Genomic DNA, 19803 nt, shown 5'->3' with positions numbered 1-19803 from the left:
GCAATATCTTCTGGTTGCATCAAGGCAGCCAGAAAGATGAAGCGTAAAAAGTATTTCAGAATCAGGCCGGGGTGCCAGACGCCCCGTTAACTCGGTCGTACATCCAGCCGGTTGCCTGGTTCCTTGCATTGAAGCGATGTACGGAGTTTATAGAGCAATGAAATTACCGATCTATCTCGACTACTCCGCAACCACGCCGGTGGACCCGCGTGTTGCCGAGAAAATGATGCAGTGTCTGACCCTGGACGGAAACTTTGGTAACCCAGCTTCCCGTTCACACCGTTTCGGCTGGCAAGCTGAAGAGGCGGTAGATATCGCCCGCAATCAGATCGCTGATCTGGTCGGTGCCGATCCGCGTGAAATCGTCTTTACTTCCGGTGCGACGGAATCCGATAACCTGGCGATTAAAGGTGCAGCCAACTTTTACCAGAAAAAAGGCAAGCACATCATCACCAGCAAAACCGAACACAAAGCCGTGCTGGACACCTGCCGTCAGCTGGAGCGCGAAGGGTTTGAAGTGACCTACCTCGCCCCGCAGCGTAATGGCATTATCGACCTGAAAGAACTTGAAGCGGCAATGCGTGACGACACCATTCTGGTCTCCATCATGCACGTTAACAACGAAATCGGCGTGGTACAGGATATCGCAACCATCGGCGAAATGTGCCGTGCCCGCGGTATCATCTATCACGTTGATGCAACCCAGAGCGTGGGCAAACTGCCTATCGATCTGAGCCAACTGAAAGTTGACCTGATGTCCTTCTCTGGTCACAAAATTTATGGCCCGAAAGGTATCGGCGCGCTGTACGTTCGTCGTAAACCGCGTATTCGTATTGAAGCGCAGATGCACGGCGGCGGTCACGAGCGCGGTATGCGTTCCGGTACGCTGCCTGTGCACCAAATCGTTGGGATGGGTGAAGCTTACCGTATCGCCAAAGAAGAGATGGAAACCGAGATGGCGCGCCTGCGCAGTCTGCGTAACCGTCTGTGGAACGGCGTGAAAGATATGGAAGAGGTGTACCTCAATGGTGACCTCGAGCAGGGCGCACCGAACATTCTCAACGTTAGCTTCAACTTTGTTGAAGGCGAGTCGCTGATTATGGCGCTGAAAGACCTGGCTGTGTCCTCCGGTTCTGCATGTACCTCTGCAAGCCTGGAGCCATCCTACGTGCTGCGCGCGCTGGGGATGACCGACGAGCTGGCACATAGCTCAATTCGTTTCTCTTTAGGTCGTTTTACTACCGAAGAAGAGATTGACTACGCCATCAATCTGGTTCGCAACTCCATTGGCCGCCTGCGCGACCTTTCCCCGCTGTGGGAAATGTTCAAACAGGGCGTGGATTTGAACAGTATTGAATGGTCACATCACTAATTCGGCGCACATAAGGAGAATTCAACATGGCTTACAGCGAAAAAGTAATCGATCATTACGAGAATCCACGTAACGTGGGCTCTTTTGACAACAGCGACGAGAACGTGGGCAGCGGCATGGTGGGTGCACCGGCCTGTGGCGACGTGATGAAGTTGCAGATCAAAGTCAACAATGAGGGTATCATTGAAGACGCGCGTTTCAAGACTTACGGCTGCGGTTCCGCTATTGCCTCCAGCTCTCTGGTTACCGAATGGGTAAAAGGGAAATCTCTGGACGAAGCACAGGCGATCAAAAATACCGATATCGCCGACGAGCTTGAACTGCCACCGGTGAAAATTCACTGCTCTATTCTGGCTGAAGACGCGATTAAAGCCGCGATTGCGGATTACAAAAGCAAACGTGAAGCAAAATAATTAAGAGTTGAGGTTTTATTATGTCGATTACCTTAAGCGACAGTGCAGCAGCGCGTGTAAATACCTTCCTGGCAAACCGCGGTAAAGGGTTTGGTCTGCGTCTGGGCGTGAGAACCTCCGGCTGCTCAGGTATGGCTTATGTACTGGAATTTGTTGACGAGCCGGCGGCTGAAGATACCGTGTTTGAAGACAAAGGCGTAAAAGTCGTGATCGACGGTAAGAGCCTGCAATTCCTCGACGGTACGCAGTTAGACTTCGTCAAAGAAGGTCTGAACGAAGGGTTTAAGTTCACTAACCCGAACGTGAAAGACGAATGTGGATGCGGCGAAAGCTTCCACGTGTAACGCGCTTACTGATAACCCCACCGTGGTCGCCTGCGCGTGGGGTTTGTTTTACCTGACTCTCTGGTTTTGCCTCATCGAACAACAGAGAATCGATGCCCTGAGAATGTTATGGACTACTTCACCCTCTTTGGCTTACCGGCCCGTTATCAGCTCGATACTCAGGCGCTGAGCCTACGTTTTCAGGATCTGCAACGTCAGTATCATCCTGATAAATTCGCCAGCGGTTCTCAGGCGGAACAACTTGCTGCGGTTTCGCAGTCCGCCACTATCAACCAGGCCTGGCAAACGCTGCGTCATCCTTTGATGCGCGCCGAATACTTGTTGTCTTTACACGGCTTTGATATCCGCAGCGAGCAGCACACGGTGCGCGATACCGCGTTTCTGATGGAACAGCTGGAGCTGCGCGAAGAGCTGGACGAGATTGAACAGGCAAAAGACAATCAACGGCTGGATGCGTTTATGCAACGCGTCAGCGAAATGTACAACGTTCGCCATCAACTGATGGTGGAACAGCTGGATAGCGAGACGTGGGACGCAGCGGCAGATACCGTGCGTAAGCTGCGTTTTCTCGATAAACTGCGAAGCAGTGCAGAACAACTCGAAGAAAAACTGCTCGATTTTTAATTTCCGGAAGCGAAAATGGCCTTATTACAAATTAGTGAGCCTGGTCTGAGCGCCGCGCCGCACCAGCGTCGTCTGGCGGTCGGTATTGATTTAGGCACCACCAACTCCCTGGTTGCGACCGTACGCAGCGGCCAGGCCGAAACGCTGGCAGATCATGAAGGTCGCCACCTGTTGCCGTCAGTGGTTCACTATCAGCAGCAGGGCTACTCGGTCGGTTACGATGCCCGCGCCAATGCTGCGCTGGATACGGCAAACACCGTCAGCTCGGTAAAACGCATGATGGGCCGCTCTCTGGCGGATATCCAGGCGCGTTACCCACATCTGCCTTATTCATTCCAGGCGAGCGAAAACGGCCTGCCGATGATTGAAACCGCTGCCGGTTTGCTTAATCCGGTGCGCGTATCCGCTGACATTCTGAAAGCGCTGGCCGCGCGGGCAACCGAATCGTTGTCCGGCGAACTGGATGGCGTAGTGATCACCGTTCCGGCTTACTTTGACGATGCACAGCGTCAGGGGACGAAAGACGCCGCGCGTCTGGCGGGCCTGCACGTATTGCGTCTGCTGAACGAACCGACCGCTGCGGCGATCGCTTATGGCCTGGATTCCGGTCAGGAAGGCGTGATCGCGGTCTATGACCTTGGCGGCGGTACTTTTGATATTTCTATTCTGCGCCTGAGTCGCGGCGTGTTCGAAGTGTTGGCGACCGGCGGTGATTCCGCGCTGGGCGGCGACGATTTTGACCATCTGCTGGCCGACTATATTCGCGAGCAGGCGGGCGTTGCCGATCGCAGCGATAACCGCGTACAGCGCGAGCTGCTGGATGCCGCGATTGCAGCGAAAATCGCACTCAGCGACGCCGATTCTGTGACGGTTAACGTGGCGGGATGGCAGGGTGAAATCACCCGTGAAACCTTTAATGAACTCATTTCCGCACTGGTTAAACGTACGCTGCTGGCCTGCCGCCGTGCGCTGAAAGATGCGGGCGTTGAGCCGCAGGATGTGCTGGAAGTGGTAATGGTCGGTGGTTCAACGCGCGTGCCGCTGGTACGTGAACGCGTCGGTGAATTCTTTGGCCGTACGCCGCTGACCTCTATCGACCCGGACAAAGTGGTCGCTATCGGTGCGGCAATCCAGGCGGATATTCTGGTCGGGAATAAACCGGACAGCGAAATGCTGCTGCTGGACGTTATCCCGCTGTCTCTGGGACTGGAAACCATGGGCGGTCTGGTGGAGAAAGTGATCCCGCGTAACACCACTATCCCGGTGGCGCGTGCGCAGGACTTCACCACGTTTAAAGATGGCCAAACCGCGATGTCCATTCACGTGATGCAAGGCGAGCGTGAGCTGGTGCAGGACTGTCGTTCACTGGCGCGTTTTGCGCTGCGCGGTATCCCGGCGTTGCCGGCAGGCGGCGCGCATATCCGCGTGACCTTCCAGGTCGATGCTGATGGGCTGCTGAGCGTCACCGCTATGGAGAAATCCACCGGCGTTGAGTCCTCGATTCAGGTCAAACCGTCCTACGGTCTGACCGACAGTGAAATCGCCTCCATGATTCAGGATTCGATGAGTTTTGCCGAGCAGGACGTTAAAGCTCGTATGCTGGCAGAACAGAAAGTCGAAGCGGCACGCGTACTGGAGAGTTTATCCGGTGCGCTGAACGCTGATGCCGCGCTGTTAAGCGCCGCAGAACGTCAGGCTATCGACACCGCTGCTGCGCACTTGAGCGAGGTAGCACAGGGTGACGATGTTGACGCGATAGAACAAGCCATTAAAAACGTAGACAAACAAACCCAGGAATTCGCCGCTCGCCGTATGGACAAATCCGTCCGTAGCGCGCTGAAAGGCCATTCCGTGGACGAGGTTTAATATGCCAAAGATTGTTATTTTGCCTCATCAGGATCTCTGTCCCGATGGCGCAGTTCTGGAAGCTGAGACCGGCGAAACCATTCTCGACGTTGCCCTGCGTAACGGTATCGAGATTGAACACGCCTGTGAAAAATCCTGTGCCTGCACGACCTGCCACTGCATCGTACGTGAAGGTTTTGATTCTTTGCCGGAAAGCACAGAAGAAGAAGACGACATGCTGGATAAAGCCTGGGGACTGGAGCCGGAGAGCCGTTTAAGCTGTCAGGCACGGGTAACCGAGGACGATTTAGTGGTCGAAATCCCACGTTACACAATCAATCATGCACGTGAGCATTAACAGAGGGTAGTATGGGACTGAAGTGGACCGATAGCCGCGAAATCGGCGAGGCGTTGTACGACGCGTTCCCCGATCTCGATCCCAAGACCGTTCGTTTCACCGATCTGCACCAATGGATCTGTGACCTGGAAGAGTTCGATGATGATCCACAGGCATCGAACGAAAAAATCCTTGAGGCCATTTTACTGGTCTGGCTGGACGAAGCCGAATAAGTCAACGGGCTGCCCACGGGTGGCCCGTTTTCCTGTATGCGCGAAATAAGGATAAATAAAATGACAGAAGCCATGAAAATTACGCTTTCCACACAACCCGCTGACGCTCGCTGGGGTGAAAAGGCGACATACAGCATTAATAATGACGGTATTACCCTGCACCTGAACGGAAAAGATGATCTCAGCCTTATCCAGCGCGCCGCGCGTAAAATTGACGGCCTGGGTATTAAACATGTCCAACTGGATGGTGAAGGCTGGGATACCGAACGTAGCTGGGCGTTCTGGCAGGGTTACAAAGGACCAAAAGGCACCCGCAAAGTTGAGTGGGCCGCTCTGGACGAGGCGCAGCGCAAAGAGCTGGATAACCGTCTGAAGATTATTGACTGGGTGCGCGATACCATTAACGCACCTGCAGAAGAGCTGGGCCCGGAACAGCTGGCGCAACGCGCGGTAGACCTGCTGTGCGGCGTGGCCTGCGACAACGTCTCGTACCGTATCACCAAAGGTGAAGATCTGCGCGAGCAGAACTACATGGGGCTGCATACCGTGGGTCGAGGCTCTGAACGTCCGCCGGTGCTGCTGGCGCTGGATTACAACCCGACTGGCGACAAAGAAGCTCCAGTTTATGCCTGCCTGGTTGGCAAGGGAATTACCTTTGACTCTGGCGGATACAGTATCAAGCAAAGCGCATTTATGGACTCAATGAAGTCCGATATGGGCGGTGCGGCAACGGTCACCGGCGCGCTGGCGTTTGCCATCACCCGTGGCCTGAACAAGCGTGTGAAGCTGTATCTGTGCTGCGCGGATAACCTGATCAGCGGCAACGCCTTTAAGCTTGGCGATATCATTCACTATCGCAACGGTAAAAAAGTTGAAGTGATGAATACCGATGCTGAAGGGCGTCTGGTACTGGCCGATGGCCTGATCGATGCCAGCGCGCAAAAACCTGAATTGATCATTGATGCTGCCACGCTGACCGGCGCGGCGAAAACCGCACTGGGCAACGATTACCACGCGCTGTTTAGCTTTGATGACCAACTGGCCGCGCGTTTGTTGGCAAGTGCGGCGCAAGAAAACGAGCCGTTCTGGCGTTTGCCATTGGCAGAGTTCCACCGTAGCCAACTGCCGTCAAATTTTGCCGAGCTGAACAATACCGGCAGTGCGGCCTACCCAGCGGGTGCAAGCACCGCGGCGGGCTTCCTGTCCCATTTCGTGGAAAATTACCAGCAAGGCTGGCTGCACATCGATTGTTCTGCAACCTATCGCAAAGCGCCGGTTGAGCAGTGGTCTGCGGGCGCAACCGGTCTGGGTGTGCGCACCATCGCGAATCTGCTGACCGCATAATTCATGACTGTATTGCCGGATGGCGCTACGCTTATCCGGCTTACATGTATTCATCCAATTTGTGATACTTATGTCCGAAACAAAAAATGCATTAGAAACGTTGCTGGAGCAAGCAGCGACAGAGCCTGCGCATCGTCCGGCATTTTTCCGTACTTTACTGGAATCCACCGTCTGGGTGCCGGGTACTGCCGCAGAAGGCGAGGCGGTAGTAGAAGACAGTGCCCTCGACCTTCAACACTGGGAAAAAGAAGACGGCACGACCGTGATCCCGTTCTTCACCTCCCTGGAAGCCCTGCAACAGGCGGTTGAAGATGAGCAAGCATTTGTCGTTATGCCGGTGCGTACGCTATTTGAAATGACGCTTGGCGAAACGCTCTTTCTCAACGCTAAACTGCCGACCGGCAAAGAGTTTATGCCGCGTGAAATCAGCCTGCTGATGGGGGAAGAGGGTAATCCGCTAAGCACCCAGGAAGTACTGGAAGGTGGTGAATCGCTGCTCCTTTCTGAAGTCGCCGAACCTCCGGCGCAGATGATTGACTCACTGACCACGCTGTTTAAAACCATTAAGCCGGTAAAACGCGCATTTCTCTGTTCAATCAAAGAAAGTGCGGAAGCCCAGCCGAATCTGCTGATTGGTATTGAAGCTGAAGGTGATATTGAAGAGATCATCCATGCTGCGGGTAGCGTCGCGACCGATACGTTGCCGGGTGATGAACCCATTGATATCTGCCAGGTGAAGAAAGGTGAGAAGGGCGTGAGTCACTTTATCACTGAGCACATCGCACCGTTCTACGAACGCCGCTGGGGCGGTTTCCTGCGCGATTTCAAACAGAACCGGATTATCTGAGGCATTCGGGGTGAGCGCTCACCCCGTTGCTTCCAGCAGCAACAAATCCATGAGTAGCACCAGATTCGATTCAAAAGAGGTCACTCCGGCGGCCTCAGCGGCAAAGTGTACCGCTTCGTCATATAGCGCAAAGTGCAAATCCGCCATGCTCGCCAGCGAATTGGCCGACGCACGGGTAAAGGCCACAATCGTCATGCCAACGTTTTGCGCAATCCTGACTTTATCAATAACCTGTTCCGTTTCGCCGCTGCGTGACACCGCGACGAATACCTGATAGCGGGCGGCATTACTGAGAAAGATGTTCCGGCTGTCACCTGGCCCGGAAATAAAAGCGGTCTTACCGAGAACCTGCAATTTTTTGGTCAGATACTCCGCAAACAGATAGGAAAATCCGGCGCCATACAGAAAGAAACTCTCCTTTTGCCGTAATAAATCAACAAAACGGCGACGTTTTTCTTGGGTATTCCATTGAAAAGTAAGCTGATAGTTGGCGACGAAACGGCTAAGCATCGCCGGTAACTCGCCGCTCTCCGCGGCCTGCGCTGCGATGTGCGGCGTATCGGAGAGCAGCTGTTTGCAGTGCCATATAAACTCACTGAAACCGCTGAAGCCCAGTTTCTGACACAACCGCATAATGGTGGCCGTGGAAACAAAAGTCGCCTGGGCCAGCTCACGTACCGTGATGTTACCTACCAGCAGCGGATGCTGTGTCAGGTGCGCCAGCACACGGTACTCTGCGCGGGTAAGCGGTTCTCCGCGCGTCAGCAGAGAGGCAAGCCGGTTGTCCATGATCAGGCCGGTTTCACTTGCCGGGCAGGAAGGGAGAAATATGGGATAGTCATTGGGCCTCCGTTTTCATCAATTCGCGGAATTGTCGGTGTTTTCATCCACACCGACAAGTCTTCCGCACCAGACTTTAGCGCAATTCCCCCTCCTGCCAGGCTTTTTTCAGCGCTGGCCAGTAGTCCCGGTTAGCCTCGATCATCTCATCAAGGAGGGTTTTGGCATGTACCATGGTTGGCACCGTCCGGTTCAGCGTGAAAGCCTGTAGTGCCTTCTCGTAGCTGCCTTCAATGGCGGCCTCAACCAGCAGTTGCTCTGAGGCCAGCTGTTGCATCAGCAGCGTCTGGTGAAACAACGGTACTGCCCCCATGCGAACCGGTTCAGCTCCCTGTGAAGTGATGTACGCAGGTACTTCGACCATCGCGTCATAGGGCAGATTGGCAATCGCGCCTCTGTTTTCAACAATCACCAGGTGACGCTGGCGTAAATCAAAAGCCAGGCTACAGGCGACATCAACGATAAACGCGCCGTGAACTCCGACGTGAAACGCATCGGGCAAAATCCCCGTGCTCTGGTATTCCTGAGCCGCGGCGAATAATTTCTTCTCACGCCCCTCCATCACTTCGTTGGCCCGGGTGTGATCTGGATCCTGATGGGCCACGATCTGTTCCGACATCAGGTAATACTGTAAATACGGATTCGGCAGATATTCCGGGAAGTTGTCCATGATCGGCTTGATGTTACGCCATGTTTTGACCCATGAAGGATCGGCATGCTGCGGATCCGTTTGTGCGGCATCTTCTGTCAGCAGGCCGAATTTAGCGATATGCCGCCGTAACGCCGGGAGCTGGTCTTCGCCATCAACCCGCACGCGGGTAAACCAGCCAAAGTGGTTAAGGCCGAAGTAGTCCACCTCCAGCTTATGACGGTCAACGCCCAGAATCGCACCCATGTTACGCATTGCAGCGACCGGCATATCACAAATATTGAGAACCCGCGCGTTCGGGCGTAAGCGACGTACCCCCTCTGCCACAATCGCCGCCGGATTGGCGTAATTGACAATCCACGCCGCTTTATCGGCAAAACGTTCGACCAGATCGATTAGTTCCACCATCGGCAGAATGGTGCGTAGCCCGTAGGCTAAACCACCGGGGCCGCAGGTCTCCTGGCCGACGACGCCGTGTTTTAACGGGATTTTTTCGTCCAGCTCGCGCATTTTGTACTGGCCTACGCGCATCTGCGAGAAAATAAAATGCGCCCCGCGAAAGGCCGTTTGCGCATCGCGGGTTACGGTAAATTTAATTGACTGGCTGTGATCGCGGATCACTTTTTCAACCACCGGTGCAATGGTGCTTTGACGTGCTTCGTCAATGTCATACAGACGAATTTCAGCCAGCGGAAAATCGGCAAGACGCACCATCAGACTTTTGACAATCCCGGGCGTATAAGTGCTTCCACCGCCAGCAATGGATAAAATAAAAGGGGGGGTAAACATGATTGGCTCCTTCAGAGAAACGCCTCTACGGCTTCTCGCATTTTCTTAACGTGCAGTCCGTAGACCACCTGAACGTTATTACCTTGTTTAATGACGCCTTTCGCGCCGGTCGCTTTGAGCTGCGGCTCGTTGATGATGGCGATATCTTTCACGGTGACGCGCAGACGGGTGTAACAGTTATCAACCACTTCAATATTGGCGCGACCGCCCAGCCCGGCAATAATGGCTTCGCCAGAATCATCGCGGCCTTTTGCCTGATAATCTTTTTTGCTGTACAAACGTGTCTCCCGCGCGTCCTCCTCACGACCTGGCGTTTTCATATCGAAATAGCGGATAAGAAAGCGAAAGATGACGAAGTAGAGAACGAACATCATCATCCCGACCGCGATGTACATCGGCCAGTTAGCCTTTTCGACGCCCAGCGGCAGGTTGTAGAGAATGAAGTCAATGACGCCGTTGGCGCCGATGGCGTGAACATCCAGCAGAGAAAACAGCATCATGCCGATGCCGGTCAGCACCGCGTGTACCACAAACAGCAGCGGAGCGACAAACAGGAAGGAAAACTCAATGGGCTCGGTGACGCCGACCAGTAATGAGGTCAGCGCGGCGGGGAGCAGAATGGCCTTCGCGGCAGCCCTGCGTTGTGGCGTGGCCGTCATATACATAGCCAGCGCGGCGGCAGGCAGGCCAAACATTTTACTGATGCCGCGAGCGTCCCACACCACCGTATTGCTGAGCTGTGCCACTGTCGGACAGGCCATCTCGGCGAAATAGATGTTGCGCGCCCCCTGATACACATTACCGCAAACCTCGGCAGTGCCGCCCAGTTCGGTATACAGAAACGGCGTGTAAACCAGGTGGTGTAGTCCGGTCGGCACCAGAATGCGTTCAAGAAAACCGTAAATAGCGACGCCGTAAGGTCCAGCGTCTTTAATGGTCAACGCCATGGTACTGATGCCATGCTGAGCGAAAGGCCACAGTTCGCTCATCGCTACGCCGAGAAGCATTGAGGTGGGCAGAATAATGATGGCGACGAAACAGTGGCCTGAGTAAATCGCCATCGCACCGCTGAACTGCACGCCGGAATAGCGGTTATAGAGATAACCTGCCACGACGCCCAGCAAAATCCCGGCAAAAACGCCCATCTCCAGCACCTGCACGCCAAGCACCATACTCTGACCCGCACCGCGCATCTGATCCGTCGCAACCAGATCGCCGCGTAGCTGAAGCGTGACGTTCATCGCGTTGATAAAAACAATAAAAGCGACAAGACCTGTCAAGGCCGCATAACCTTTATCACGGGTGGCAAGGCCAATGGGAATGCCGACGGCGAAAACCAGCGCCAGATTTGCCAGTACAGATACGGCGGATTTCGCAATTAACTGACCACTGTTTTGTAAAATGGGATGAGCGAGAAAAGGCAAATATTGCGCAAGATTGCCATTGCTAAGGACGTTACCGAAGGCAATGAACAAGCCCACGATCGGGAGAATGAGCACCGGACCATAGAGCGATTTGCCAAAATTTTGTAGGGCATTGACAGCTCTTTTCATCATGTTCTCTCTTATATGAACCGCACATCAGAGTGCGAAAACAGGACAAAGTTAGCAGCGTCAAAGGGGAGAATTCCAGCTATCTGGTTGTTTTAAAAACAAATGACGCATAACGTTACATGTAACGTTATGCGTTGTGAGCGGGGTAACAGCAGGGGGAGGGTTAAGCAGAGGGATTATGGGCGGCCGGTTCTACCGGTAAATCGTTGCGCGCGCCCCATTCGCTCCATGCACCGTCATACAATGCGACGTTAGAAACGCCCAGCGTGGCTAGCGCCAGCACAACCACCGCCGCCGTAACGCCTGAGCCGCAGCTAGCGATAATGGGACGGTCAAAGCTTACGCCGTGGCTGAAGAAAATAGCATCCAGTTCGTCGGTAGTTTTCAGTTCACCGTCACGAACCAGCTCTGTCCACGGTACGTTAAGCGCACCAGGCACATGGCCACGCTTGAGGCCCGGACGCGGCTCGTCAACTTCGGCATTAAAACGCGCAGCCGGTCGGGCATCGACGATCTGCGCCGTTTTTTCATGACTGGCCAGCAGTACGTCGGTAACGCGCACAATCGCTTCAGGCGTAAATGCCACGTTAAATTCACCTTCCGGTAAATCCTCATTTCCTTCTTTGAGCATTAGCTCATCGCGCTGCCAGCCAGCCAGACCGCCCGCCAGAATGGAGACATTCTCGACACCAAATGTCCGCAGCATCCACCATGCGCGTGGCGCGGAAAACAGGTTGCCATCATCGTAGACAACCAGGTGTTTATCCTGATGAACGCCCAATTCGCGCATCGCTACGGCAAAGGCTTCCGGTCGCGGCATCATATGCGGTAGCGGTGACGTATGGTCGGAAAGCGCTTCAATATCAAAAAAGACTGCGCCAGGAATATGGCCTGCACGATACTCCTCGCCAACATCGCGATCTTCCTGTCCTGGAGGTGCCATCCGGGCATCAAGAATTTGTATTTCCGGGTCGTCAATGTGTTCGGCAAGCCAGTCGGCAGCGACAAAAAAGGCGGTGGTCATAGGCATCTCCATTTTTACCAGGTTTTGGCAAATTGTCGGATGTTTAGGGCAATGCGACAAGTAAAAGAGGCTGATTTGTCAGGCGAATCCACATTAATCACGAAAAAATAGGACAACGTAGAACAGTTACTGGCTTCCACAGCCGAAAATCTGACGCATAATAGTTGTTCTACGTAGCTAACGGGCCACTACGGCCAGGGATGAAAAATGAAACATTTACGCGTAGCGGCCTGTATGCTGATGCTGGCACTGGTTGGGTGCGATAATAATAACGAAAAATCACCGACGGCTGCGAAGCCTGATGCGCCTGCACCGCAGACTGCGCCAGCAAAAGATAAGGCCCAATTACAAAAGCTGATTCAGCAAAGCCAGGGTAAGTCGCTGACGCTGCTTGATGCCTCAGAGGTCCAACTCGACGGCGCGGCAACGCTCGTTTTGACCTTTTCCATTCCCCTCGATCCGGAACAAGATTTTTCTCGCGTAGTGCACGTTGTTGATAAAAAAAGCGGCAAAGTGGATGGTGCCTGGGAGCTGGCGCCAAATCTAAAAGAGCTACGCTTACGCCATCTCGAACCTAACCGGGAACTGGTGGTTACCATTGAGCGTGATTTGCTGGCGCTGAATAAAGCGACGTTCGCTATCGATTATGAAAAAAATATTACCACCCGCGACGTCCAGCCAAGCGTAGGGTTCGCTAGTCGCGGCTCGCTGCTGCCGGGAAAAGTGATTGAAGGGTTACCGGTGATGGCCCTTAATGTTGATAGCGTGGATGTAAACTTCTTTCGCGTGAAGCCTGAGTCGCTCGGTGCGTTTGTCAGCCAGTGGGAATACCGTAATTCGTTGTCAAACTGGGAGTCAGACAATCTGCTGAAAATGGCGGAGCTGGTTTATACCGGACGCTTTGACCTCAATCCTGAGCGTAACACCCGAGAGAAGCTGCTACTGCCACTGAGCGATATCAAGCCGTTGCAGCAAGCAGGCGTTTACATTGCGGTGATGAATCAGGCCGGACACTATAACTACAGCAATGCTGCTACGCTGTTTACGCTCAGTGACATTGGTGTCTCTGCGCACCGTTACCACAATCAACTGGATGTCTTTACGCAGAGTCTGGAAAACGGCGCTGCGCAGCAGGGTATTGAGGTCACGTTACTCAACGAAAAAGGGCAGACGCTGGCGCAGGCTACCAGTGACGCGCAGGGTCACGTCAAGCTGGAAACCGATAAAGACGCGGCCTTATTGCTGGCCCGCAAAGATGGGCAAACTACGCTGCTGGACCTGAAGCTCCCGGCGTTGGATCTGGCTGAATTTGATATTGCCGGCGCGCCGGGATACAGCAAGCAGTTCTTTATGTTTGGCCCCCGAGACCTCTATCGCCCTGGCGAAACGGTGATCCTCAACGGATTACTGCGAGATAGCGACGGCAAAACGCTGCCTGACCAGCCGGTGAAGCTGGAGGTCGTTAAGCCCGACGGACAGGTGTTACGCTCGGTAGTGAGCCAACCGGAAAACGGTCTGTATCGCTTTAGCTGGCCGCTGGACAGCAGCGCGCCCACCGGCATGTGGCATATTCGTGCCAATACTGGCGACAACCAGTCGCGGATGTGGGATTTCCACGTCGAAGATTTCATGCCTGAGCGGATGGCGCTCAATCTCACCGCCAATAAGATGCCGGTGGCTCCAACTGATGAAGTGAAGTTCTCGGTGGTGGGCTACTACCTGTACGGCGCGCCCGCCAACGGCAATGCTCTGCAAGGGCAGCTTTTCCTGCGCCCGTTGCGGGAAGCGGTGCAGGCATTACCGGGGTTCCAGTTTGGTAATATTGCCGAAGAAAATCTTTCTCGCAGCCTCGATGAGGTTCAGTTGACGCTGGATGACCACGGTCGCGGCGAAGTGACTACCAACAGCCAATGGCAGGAGACGCATTCTCCGTTACAGGTGATTCTGCAAGCCAGCCTGCTGGAGTCGGGTGGCCGTCCGGTGACGCGTCGGGTTGAACAAGCCATCTGGCCTGCGGATACGCTGCCAGGTATTCGTCCGCAGTTTGCGGCGAGAGCCGTATATGACTACCGCACCGATACTACCGTCAATCAGCCTGGCGTTGATGAAAACAGCAATGCCGCTTTTGATATTGTGTATGCCGATGCGCAAGGTGAGAAAAAAGCGGTGTCCGGTTTACAGGTGCGTTTGATTCGTGAACGCCGTGATTATTACTGGAACTGGTCTGAAGGCGAGGGCTGGCAATCGCAGTTCGATCAAAAAGATCTGGTTGAGGGTGAGCAGACCCTGGATCTTAAGGTCGATGAGACCGGTAAAGTCAGCTTCCCTGTCGAGTGGGGTGCCTATCGCCTGGAAGTGAAAGCTCCGAATGATGCGGTGAGCAGCGTTCGCTTCTGGGCTGGTTATAGCTGGCAGGATAACAGCGACGGCAGCGGGGCAGTGCGTCCCGATCGCGTGACCCTGAAACTGGATAAACCCGGCTATCGTCCCGGCGATACCATGAAGCTACACATTGCCGCACCCGCTGCAGGCAAAGGTTACGCGATGGTGGAGTCCAGCGAAGGCCCGCTGTGGTGGCAAGAGATAGACGTACCGACGGATGGTCTTGATATCTCCATCCCGGTCGATAAAACCTGGAATCGCCATGACTTGTATCTCAGCGCGCTGGTGGTTCGTCCTGGCGACAAGTCTCGTTCGGCAACGCCAAAGCGGGCAGTCGGCTTACTGCATTTGCCGTTAGGCGATGAAAACCGTCGTCTGGCGCTGGCGCTGGAAAGTCCGGCGAAAATGCGTCCAAATCAGCCGTTGACCGTCAAGATTAAAGCCAGCGTTAAAAATGGCGACGTGCCAAAACAGGTTAACGTGCTGGTCTCAGCCGTTGACAGCGGGGTGTTGAACATTACCGATTACGCCACGCCGGATCCGTGGCAGGCGTTTTTCGGGCAAAAACGCTATGGCGCGGATATTTATGATATTTACGGCCAGGTGATCGAAGGGCAAGGACGTCTGGCGGCGCTGCGCTTTGGTGGTGATGGCGATGAGTTAAAACGCGGCGGCAAGCCACCGGTTAATCACGTCAATATCGTGGCGCAACAGGCGCTGCCAGTGACGCTTAACGAGCAGGGCGAAGGTACGGTGACGTTACCAATTGGTGATTTCAACGGCGAGCTGCGGGTAATGGCACAAGCCTGGACGGCGGATGATTTTGGCAGTAGCGAAAGCAAAGTGATTGTCGCCGCGCCGGTAATTGCTGAACTGAACATGCCGCGCTTTCTGGCGGGGGGCGATACCTCGCGCCTGACGCTGGACGTGACCAACCTGACTGACAAACCGCAAACGCTGATTATTAATCTCGCGGCCAGCGGTTTACTGGAGCTGATGGGGCAAGATCCCGCCCCGGTGAATCTGGCGCCAGGCGTACGGACTACGCTGTTTATTCCGGTGCGTGCGCGGGAGGGCTTTGGCGATGGCGAAATTCAGGCGCAAATTAGCGGTCTGAATCTACCGGGTGAAACGCTGCCTGTTCAGCATAAACAGTGGAAAATTGGCGTGCGACCGGCGTTCCCGGCGCAAACTGTTAATTACGGCGTCGCACTTCAGCCGGGCGCAACCTGGCAGCTTCCGGGCGAAGAACTGACGAATTTCTCTCCTGTGACGATGCAGGGACAACTGCTGTTCAGCGGTAAGCCACCGCTGAATCTGGCGCGCTATATCCGTGAACTGAAAGCTTACCCTTACGGTTGCCTCGAGCAAACGGCGAGCGGGTTGTTCCCATCCTTATACACCAATGCCGCGCAGTTGAAGGCGTTAGGTATCGCGGGCGACAGCGATGAAAAACGCCGTGCGGCAGTAGAGATTGGCATCTCTCGTTTACTGCAAATGCAGCGTGATAACGGCGGTTTTGCGCTGTGGGATAAGAACGGGTCGGAAGAGTACTGGCTGACCGCGTATGTGATGGATTTCCTCGTTCGCGCGAATGAACAGGGCTATAGCGTTCCGGCAGAGGTGATTAACCGGGGTAACGAGCGGCTGCTGCGCTATTTGCAGGATCCGGGCATGATGTCGATTCGCTATACCGACGACGCATCAGCAAGCCGGTTTGCCGTACAGGCCTACGCCGCGCTGGTGCTGGCTCGTCAGCAGAAAGCCCCGCTCGGCGCGCTGCGTGAGATCTGGGAGCGTCGTGCACAGGCGGCTTCCGGTTTACAGCTGATGCAACTGGGGATAGCGCTGAAAAACATGGGCGACGCCAACCGCAGTGAACAAGCGTTGACGCTGGCGCTGAATACGCCACGTCGCGATGCGCAGCAGTGGATGGCGGATTACGGCAGTCAGCTACGTGACAACGCGCTGATGCTGGCATTGTTGGAAGAGAACAAGCTTAAACCTGACGTGCAGAATACGCTGCTGAACACTTTGTCAGAACAGGCCTTTGGGCAGCGCTGGCTCTCTACTCAGGAAAACAATGCGCTGTTCCTTGCCGCGCGTACGTTACAGGACTTGCCTGGCTCGTGGCAGGCGCAAACGTCACTCTCTGAACAGGCGTTAGCCGGGGAGAAATCACAAACGCGTAATCTGGATGCTGACGCGCTGTCTACGCTGAACGTCACCAATACCGGTAATCTGCCGCTGTGGCTGCGTCTGGATGTGAGTGGTTACCCGCAAACCTCGCCGACGCCTGCCAACAACGTCCTGCACATTGAGCGTCAGATCCTGGGACTCGACGGGAACAGCAAAGCGCTGGATTCTCTGCGCAGCGGCGAGCTGGTACTGGTCTGGCTGGAGGTGAAAGCCAGCCAGAACGTACCGGATGCATTGGTGGTTGACTTACTGCCAGCCGGCCTGGAGCTGGAAAACCAGAATCTGGCCAACGGCAGCGCCAGCCTGCAGGACAGCGGCAGCGAGGTAGCGAATTTGCTCAATCAGATGCAGCAGGCGGATATCCAGCACGTTGAGTTCCGTGACGATCGCTTTGTCGCCGCGGTAGCGGTCAACGAAGGACAGCCTGTGACGCTGGTCTATCTGGCGCGGGCGGTAACGCCGGGGACCTATCAGGTTCCTGTGCCGCAAGTGGAGTCAATGTATGTTCCGCAGTGGCGCGCGACCGGTGCGACAGAGGGGCTTTTGATTGTCAGACCGTAAATGATGCGCGGGTTGGGGAAACGCGGCTGCTGGCTCTGGCTGGCAGCCGTTGCGCTATTGCTGGTAGCGGGGGTTTGGGCGGCAGATAAAATCTGGCCGCTGCCGCTTCACGAAGTCGATCCGGCACGTGTCGTGGTGGCTTACGATGGTACGCCGCTATGGCGCTTCGCCGACGCGGACGGTATCTGGCGTTATCCGGTGACTATTGATGAGGTGTCCCCCCGTTACCTTGAGGCGTTAATCAACTACGAAGACCGCTGGTTCTGGAAACATCCCGGCGTCAATCCGTTTTCAGTGCTGCGCGCGGCATGGCAGGACCTCTCCTCAGGTCGTGTCGTTTCAGGCGGCAGTACGCTCACCATGCAGGTCGCACGATTACTCGATCCCCACCCGCGAACTTTCGGCGGCAAGTTCCGCCAGCTCTGGCGCGCATTGCAGCTGGAATGGCATCTTTCTAAGCGCGACATCCTGACGCTATATCTTAACCGTGCGCCGTTTGGCGGCACGCTGCAGGGCGTGGGTGCGGCGAGCTGGGCCTATCTTGGTAAATCACCCGCACAGTTGAGTTATTCCGATGCCGCGCTGCTGGCCGTGTTGCCGCAGGCACCGAGCCGTCTGCGCCCGGACCGCTGGCCGGATCGCGCTGAAGCGGCGCGCAATAAAGTGCTTGAGCGCATGGCGACGCAGGGCGTTTGGCCTGCCAGACAGGTGCAGGAGTCACGCGAAGAACCGGTCTGGCTGGCGCCCAGACAAATGCCGCAGCTAGCGCCGTTATTCTCGCGCATGATGCTGGGAAAAAGCCGGAGCGATAAAATCGTGACCACCCTTGACGCCGGATTGCAGCGCCAACTGGAAGAGCTGGCGCAAAACTGGAAGGGCCGCTTACCTGCGCGCAGTTCGCTGGCGATGATTGTGGTCGATCACACTGATATGAGCGTGCGTGGCTGGGTGGGGTCGGTAGATATGAATGACGACTCCCGCTTTGGCCATGTGGATATGGTGAATGCGATCCGCTCGCCGGGCTCGGTGCTGAAGCCGTTTATCTATGGTCTGGCGTTGGATGACGGATTAATTCATCCTGCTTCGTTGTTGCAGGATGTACCGCGTCGAACCGGAGATTATCGACCAGGGAATTTTGACAGTGGTTTTCATGGTCCGGTGAGTATGAGCGAAGCGCTGGTGCGCTCGCTGAATTTACCCGCCGTACAGGTACTTGAAGCCTATGGCCCGAAGCGTTTTGCCGCATCGTTACGTAACGTTGGCTTACCGCTGTATCTGCCCGCAGGTGCCGCACCGAATCTGTCGCTGATTTTGGGCGGGGCAGGGGCCAGACTGGAAGACATGGCGGCGGCGTACAGTGCCTTTGCCCGTCAGGGAAAAGCGGGAAAACTGCGCCTGCAGCCAGACGATCCACTGCTGGAGCGTCCGTTGATGTCGGTAGGCGCGGCGTGGATTATTCGCCGCATTATGGCTGACGAAGCGCAACCGCTGCCGGATAACGCGCTGAGCAGAGTGGTTCCGCTGGCGTGGAAAACGGGTACCAGTTATGGCTATCGCGATGCGTGGGCGATTGGCGTTAACGCCCGTTATGTGATGGGGATCTGGACCGGCAGACCCGACGGTACGCCGGTGGTGGGCCAGTTTGGTTTTGCCAGCGCCGTGCCGCTGCTCAATCAGGTCAACAATCTTTTACTCTCTCGCGGGACAAATCAGCCGGAGGATCCGCGCCCTGAATCCGTTAGCCGCGGCGTAGTGTGCTGGCCGGGTGGGCAGTCACTTGCGCCCGGAGACAGCAACTGTCGACGCCGTCTGGCAACCTGGCTGCTGGAGGGCAGCCAGCCGCCCACGTTGTTATTGCCCGAACAGGAGGGTGTGAGTGGCATTCGTTTCCCCGTCTGGCTGGACGATGAAGGCAAACGTGTGGCGGCGGATTGCCCGCAGGCGCGCGAACAAACGTTAATCGTCTGGCCTTTACCGCTGGAGCCATGGCTGCCGGAGTCAGAGCGCCGTGGGGCGAGATTACCGCCGGTTTCTGCCACGTGTCCGCCGCTGGGGCAGGATGCTTCGCTGCCGTTGCAGTTGACAGGGGTTCGTGATGGCGCGATTGTGAAGCGTTTACCCGGTTCTGCGCTGGCCTCATTGCCGGTACAAACCAGCGGTGGGACTGGCGATCGCTGGTGGTTTCTTAACGGTGAACGGCTGGATGAACGCGGACGCCGTCTTACGCTACGGCTGGCGACCAAAGGGGATTATCAACTGCTGGTGATGGATGACGCCGGACAGGTGGCGACGGTGAGATTTTCGTTGCAGTAGACCACCAGGTGACTTTTGTTGCTAAAATTCATCTTATTTTAAAGAAATGTTATCTTCGTCAATGGTCAATTGCCGGGATGCTCTTTATAATCCGCGCCAGGTAAACAACAACAAAACATCTTTTTCAGAGGTAA

At 55.3% G+C, this 19803-nt stretch carries 15 protein-coding genes; 11 read left to right on the top strand and 4 right to left on the bottom strand.

The window, feature by feature from the left end; genetic code table 11:
- Positions 1 to 157: 157 nt before the first annotated feature.
- The 9 genes from iscS (at position 158) to sseB (ending at position 7359) form a co-directional block, all read left to right on the top strand.
- The gene (iscS, locus tag GPJ68_RS18095; RefSeq protein ID WP_003835233.1) at positions 158 to 1372 is read left to right on the top strand and encodes a cysteine desulfurase; all 1215 of its coding nucleotides are present in this window, start codon (positions 158 to 160) and stop codon (positions 1370 to 1372) included.
- A gap of 26 nt (positions 1373 to 1398) precedes the next feature.
- On the top strand, positions 1399 to 1785 hold the full coding sequence (iscU, locus tag GPJ68_RS18090) for a Fe-S cluster assembly scaffold IscU (RefSeq protein ID WP_002913991.1): 387 nt from the start codon (positions 1399 to 1401) through the stop codon (positions 1783 to 1785).
- A 20-nt stretch (positions 1786 to 1805) separates the two neighbouring features.
- Complete coding sequence (iscA, locus tag GPJ68_RS18085; RefSeq protein WP_003835203.1) at positions 1806 to 2129, top strand: iron-sulfur cluster assembly protein IscA; 324 nt, start codon at positions 1806 to 1808, stop codon at positions 2127 to 2129.
- A gap of 108 nt (positions 2130 to 2237) precedes the next feature.
- Positions 2238 to 2753, top strand: a complete 516-nt coding sequence (gene hscB, locus GPJ68_RS18080; protein ID WP_016154008.1) for a co-chaperone HscB — start codon at positions 2238 to 2240, stop codon at positions 2751 to 2753.
- A 15-nt stretch (positions 2754 to 2768) separates the two neighbouring features.
- Positions 2769 to 4619 carry a Fe-S protein assembly chaperone HscA gene (hscA, locus tag GPJ68_RS18075; protein WP_016157138.1) on the top strand — a complete coding sequence of 617 codons (1851 nt, stop codon included), beginning with the start codon at positions 2769 to 2771 and terminating at the stop codon, positions 4617 to 4619.
- Between the two features lies 1 nt (position 4620).
- The gene (gene fdx / locus GPJ68_RS18070) at positions 4621 to 4956 is read left to right on the top strand and encodes an ISC system 2Fe-2S type ferredoxin (RefSeq protein ID WP_003037690.1); all 336 of its coding nucleotides are present in this window, start codon (positions 4621 to 4623) and stop codon (positions 4954 to 4956) included.
- A gap of 11 nt (positions 4957 to 4967) precedes the next feature.
- Positions 4968 to 5168: a Fe-S cluster assembly protein IscX gene (gene iscX, locus GPJ68_RS18065; RefSeq protein ID WP_003037694.1), complete on the top strand. Its 201-nt coding sequence runs from the start codon at positions 4968 to 4970 to the stop codon at positions 5166 to 5168.
- A gap of 60 nt (positions 5169 to 5228) precedes the next feature.
- A complete protein-coding gene (pepB, locus tag GPJ68_RS18060; protein ID WP_016157137.1) occupies positions 5229 to 6512 on the top strand; it encodes an aminopeptidase PepB in 1284 nt (427 codons plus the stop codon).
- A 70-nt stretch (positions 6513 to 6582) separates the two neighbouring features.
- The gene (gene sseB, locus GPJ68_RS18055) at positions 6583 to 7359 is read left to right on the top strand and encodes an enhanced serine sensitivity protein SseB (RefSeq protein WP_104651156.1); all 777 of its coding nucleotides are present in this window, start codon (positions 6583 to 6585) and stop codon (positions 7357 to 7359) included.
- Positions 7360 to 7377: 18 nt separating this feature from the next.
- On the opposite strand, the gene GPJ68_RS18050 is transcribed toward sseB, so the two are convergent.
- The 4 genes from GPJ68_RS18050 to sseA form a co-directional block, all read right to left on the bottom strand.
- A complete protein-coding gene (locus GPJ68_RS18050; protein WP_104651157.1) occupies positions 7378 to 8148 on the bottom strand; it encodes a MurR/RpiR family transcriptional regulator in 771 nt (256 codons plus the stop codon).
- 127 nt (positions 8149 to 8275) lie between these two features.
- Positions 8276 to 9637 (bottom strand): 6-phospho-alpha-glucosidase, encoded by a 1362-nt coding sequence (locus tag GPJ68_RS18045; RefSeq protein ID WP_016157134.1) that lies wholly within the window; start codon positions 9635 to 9637, stop codon positions 8276 to 8278.
- 11 nt (positions 9638 to 9648) lie between these two features.
- A complete protein-coding gene (locus tag GPJ68_RS18040) occupies positions 9649 to 11190 on the bottom strand; it encodes a PTS transporter subunit EIIC (protein WP_016157133.1) in 1542 nt (513 codons plus the stop codon).
- A 163-nt stretch (positions 11191 to 11353) separates the two neighbouring features.
- Positions 11354 to 12214, bottom strand: coding sequence for a 3-mercaptopyruvate sulfurtransferase (sseA, locus tag GPJ68_RS18035; RefSeq protein WP_172860648.1), 861 nt, complete (start codon positions 12212 to 12214; stop codon positions 11354 to 11356).
- Positions 12215 to 12421: 207 nt separating this feature from the next.
- Here sseA and GPJ68_RS18030 point away from each other — a divergent pair, with 207 nt between their 5' ends.
- Together GPJ68_RS18030 and pbpC are read left to right on the top strand one after the other, a co-directional pair.
- Positions 12422 to 17356, top strand: a complete 4935-nt coding sequence (locus GPJ68_RS18030) for an alpha-2-macroglobulin (RefSeq protein ID WP_104651159.1) — start codon at positions 12422 to 12424, stop codon at positions 17354 to 17356.
- Positions 17357 to 19669 (top strand): peptidoglycan glycosyltransferase PbpC, encoded by a 2313-nt coding sequence (gene pbpC / locus GPJ68_RS18025; protein WP_104651160.1) that lies wholly within the window; start codon positions 17357 to 17359, stop codon positions 19667 to 19669.
- Positions 19670 to 19803 lie beyond the last annotated feature (134 nt).

Origin of the sequence: Citrobacter sp. 172116965, assembly GCF_013458095.1 — a bacterium.
Lineage (GTDB): Bacteria > Pseudomonadota > Gammaproteobacteria > Enterobacterales > Enterobacteriaceae > Citrobacter > Citrobacter braakii.
This window is presented reverse-complemented; position numbering and strand designations above follow the sequence as displayed.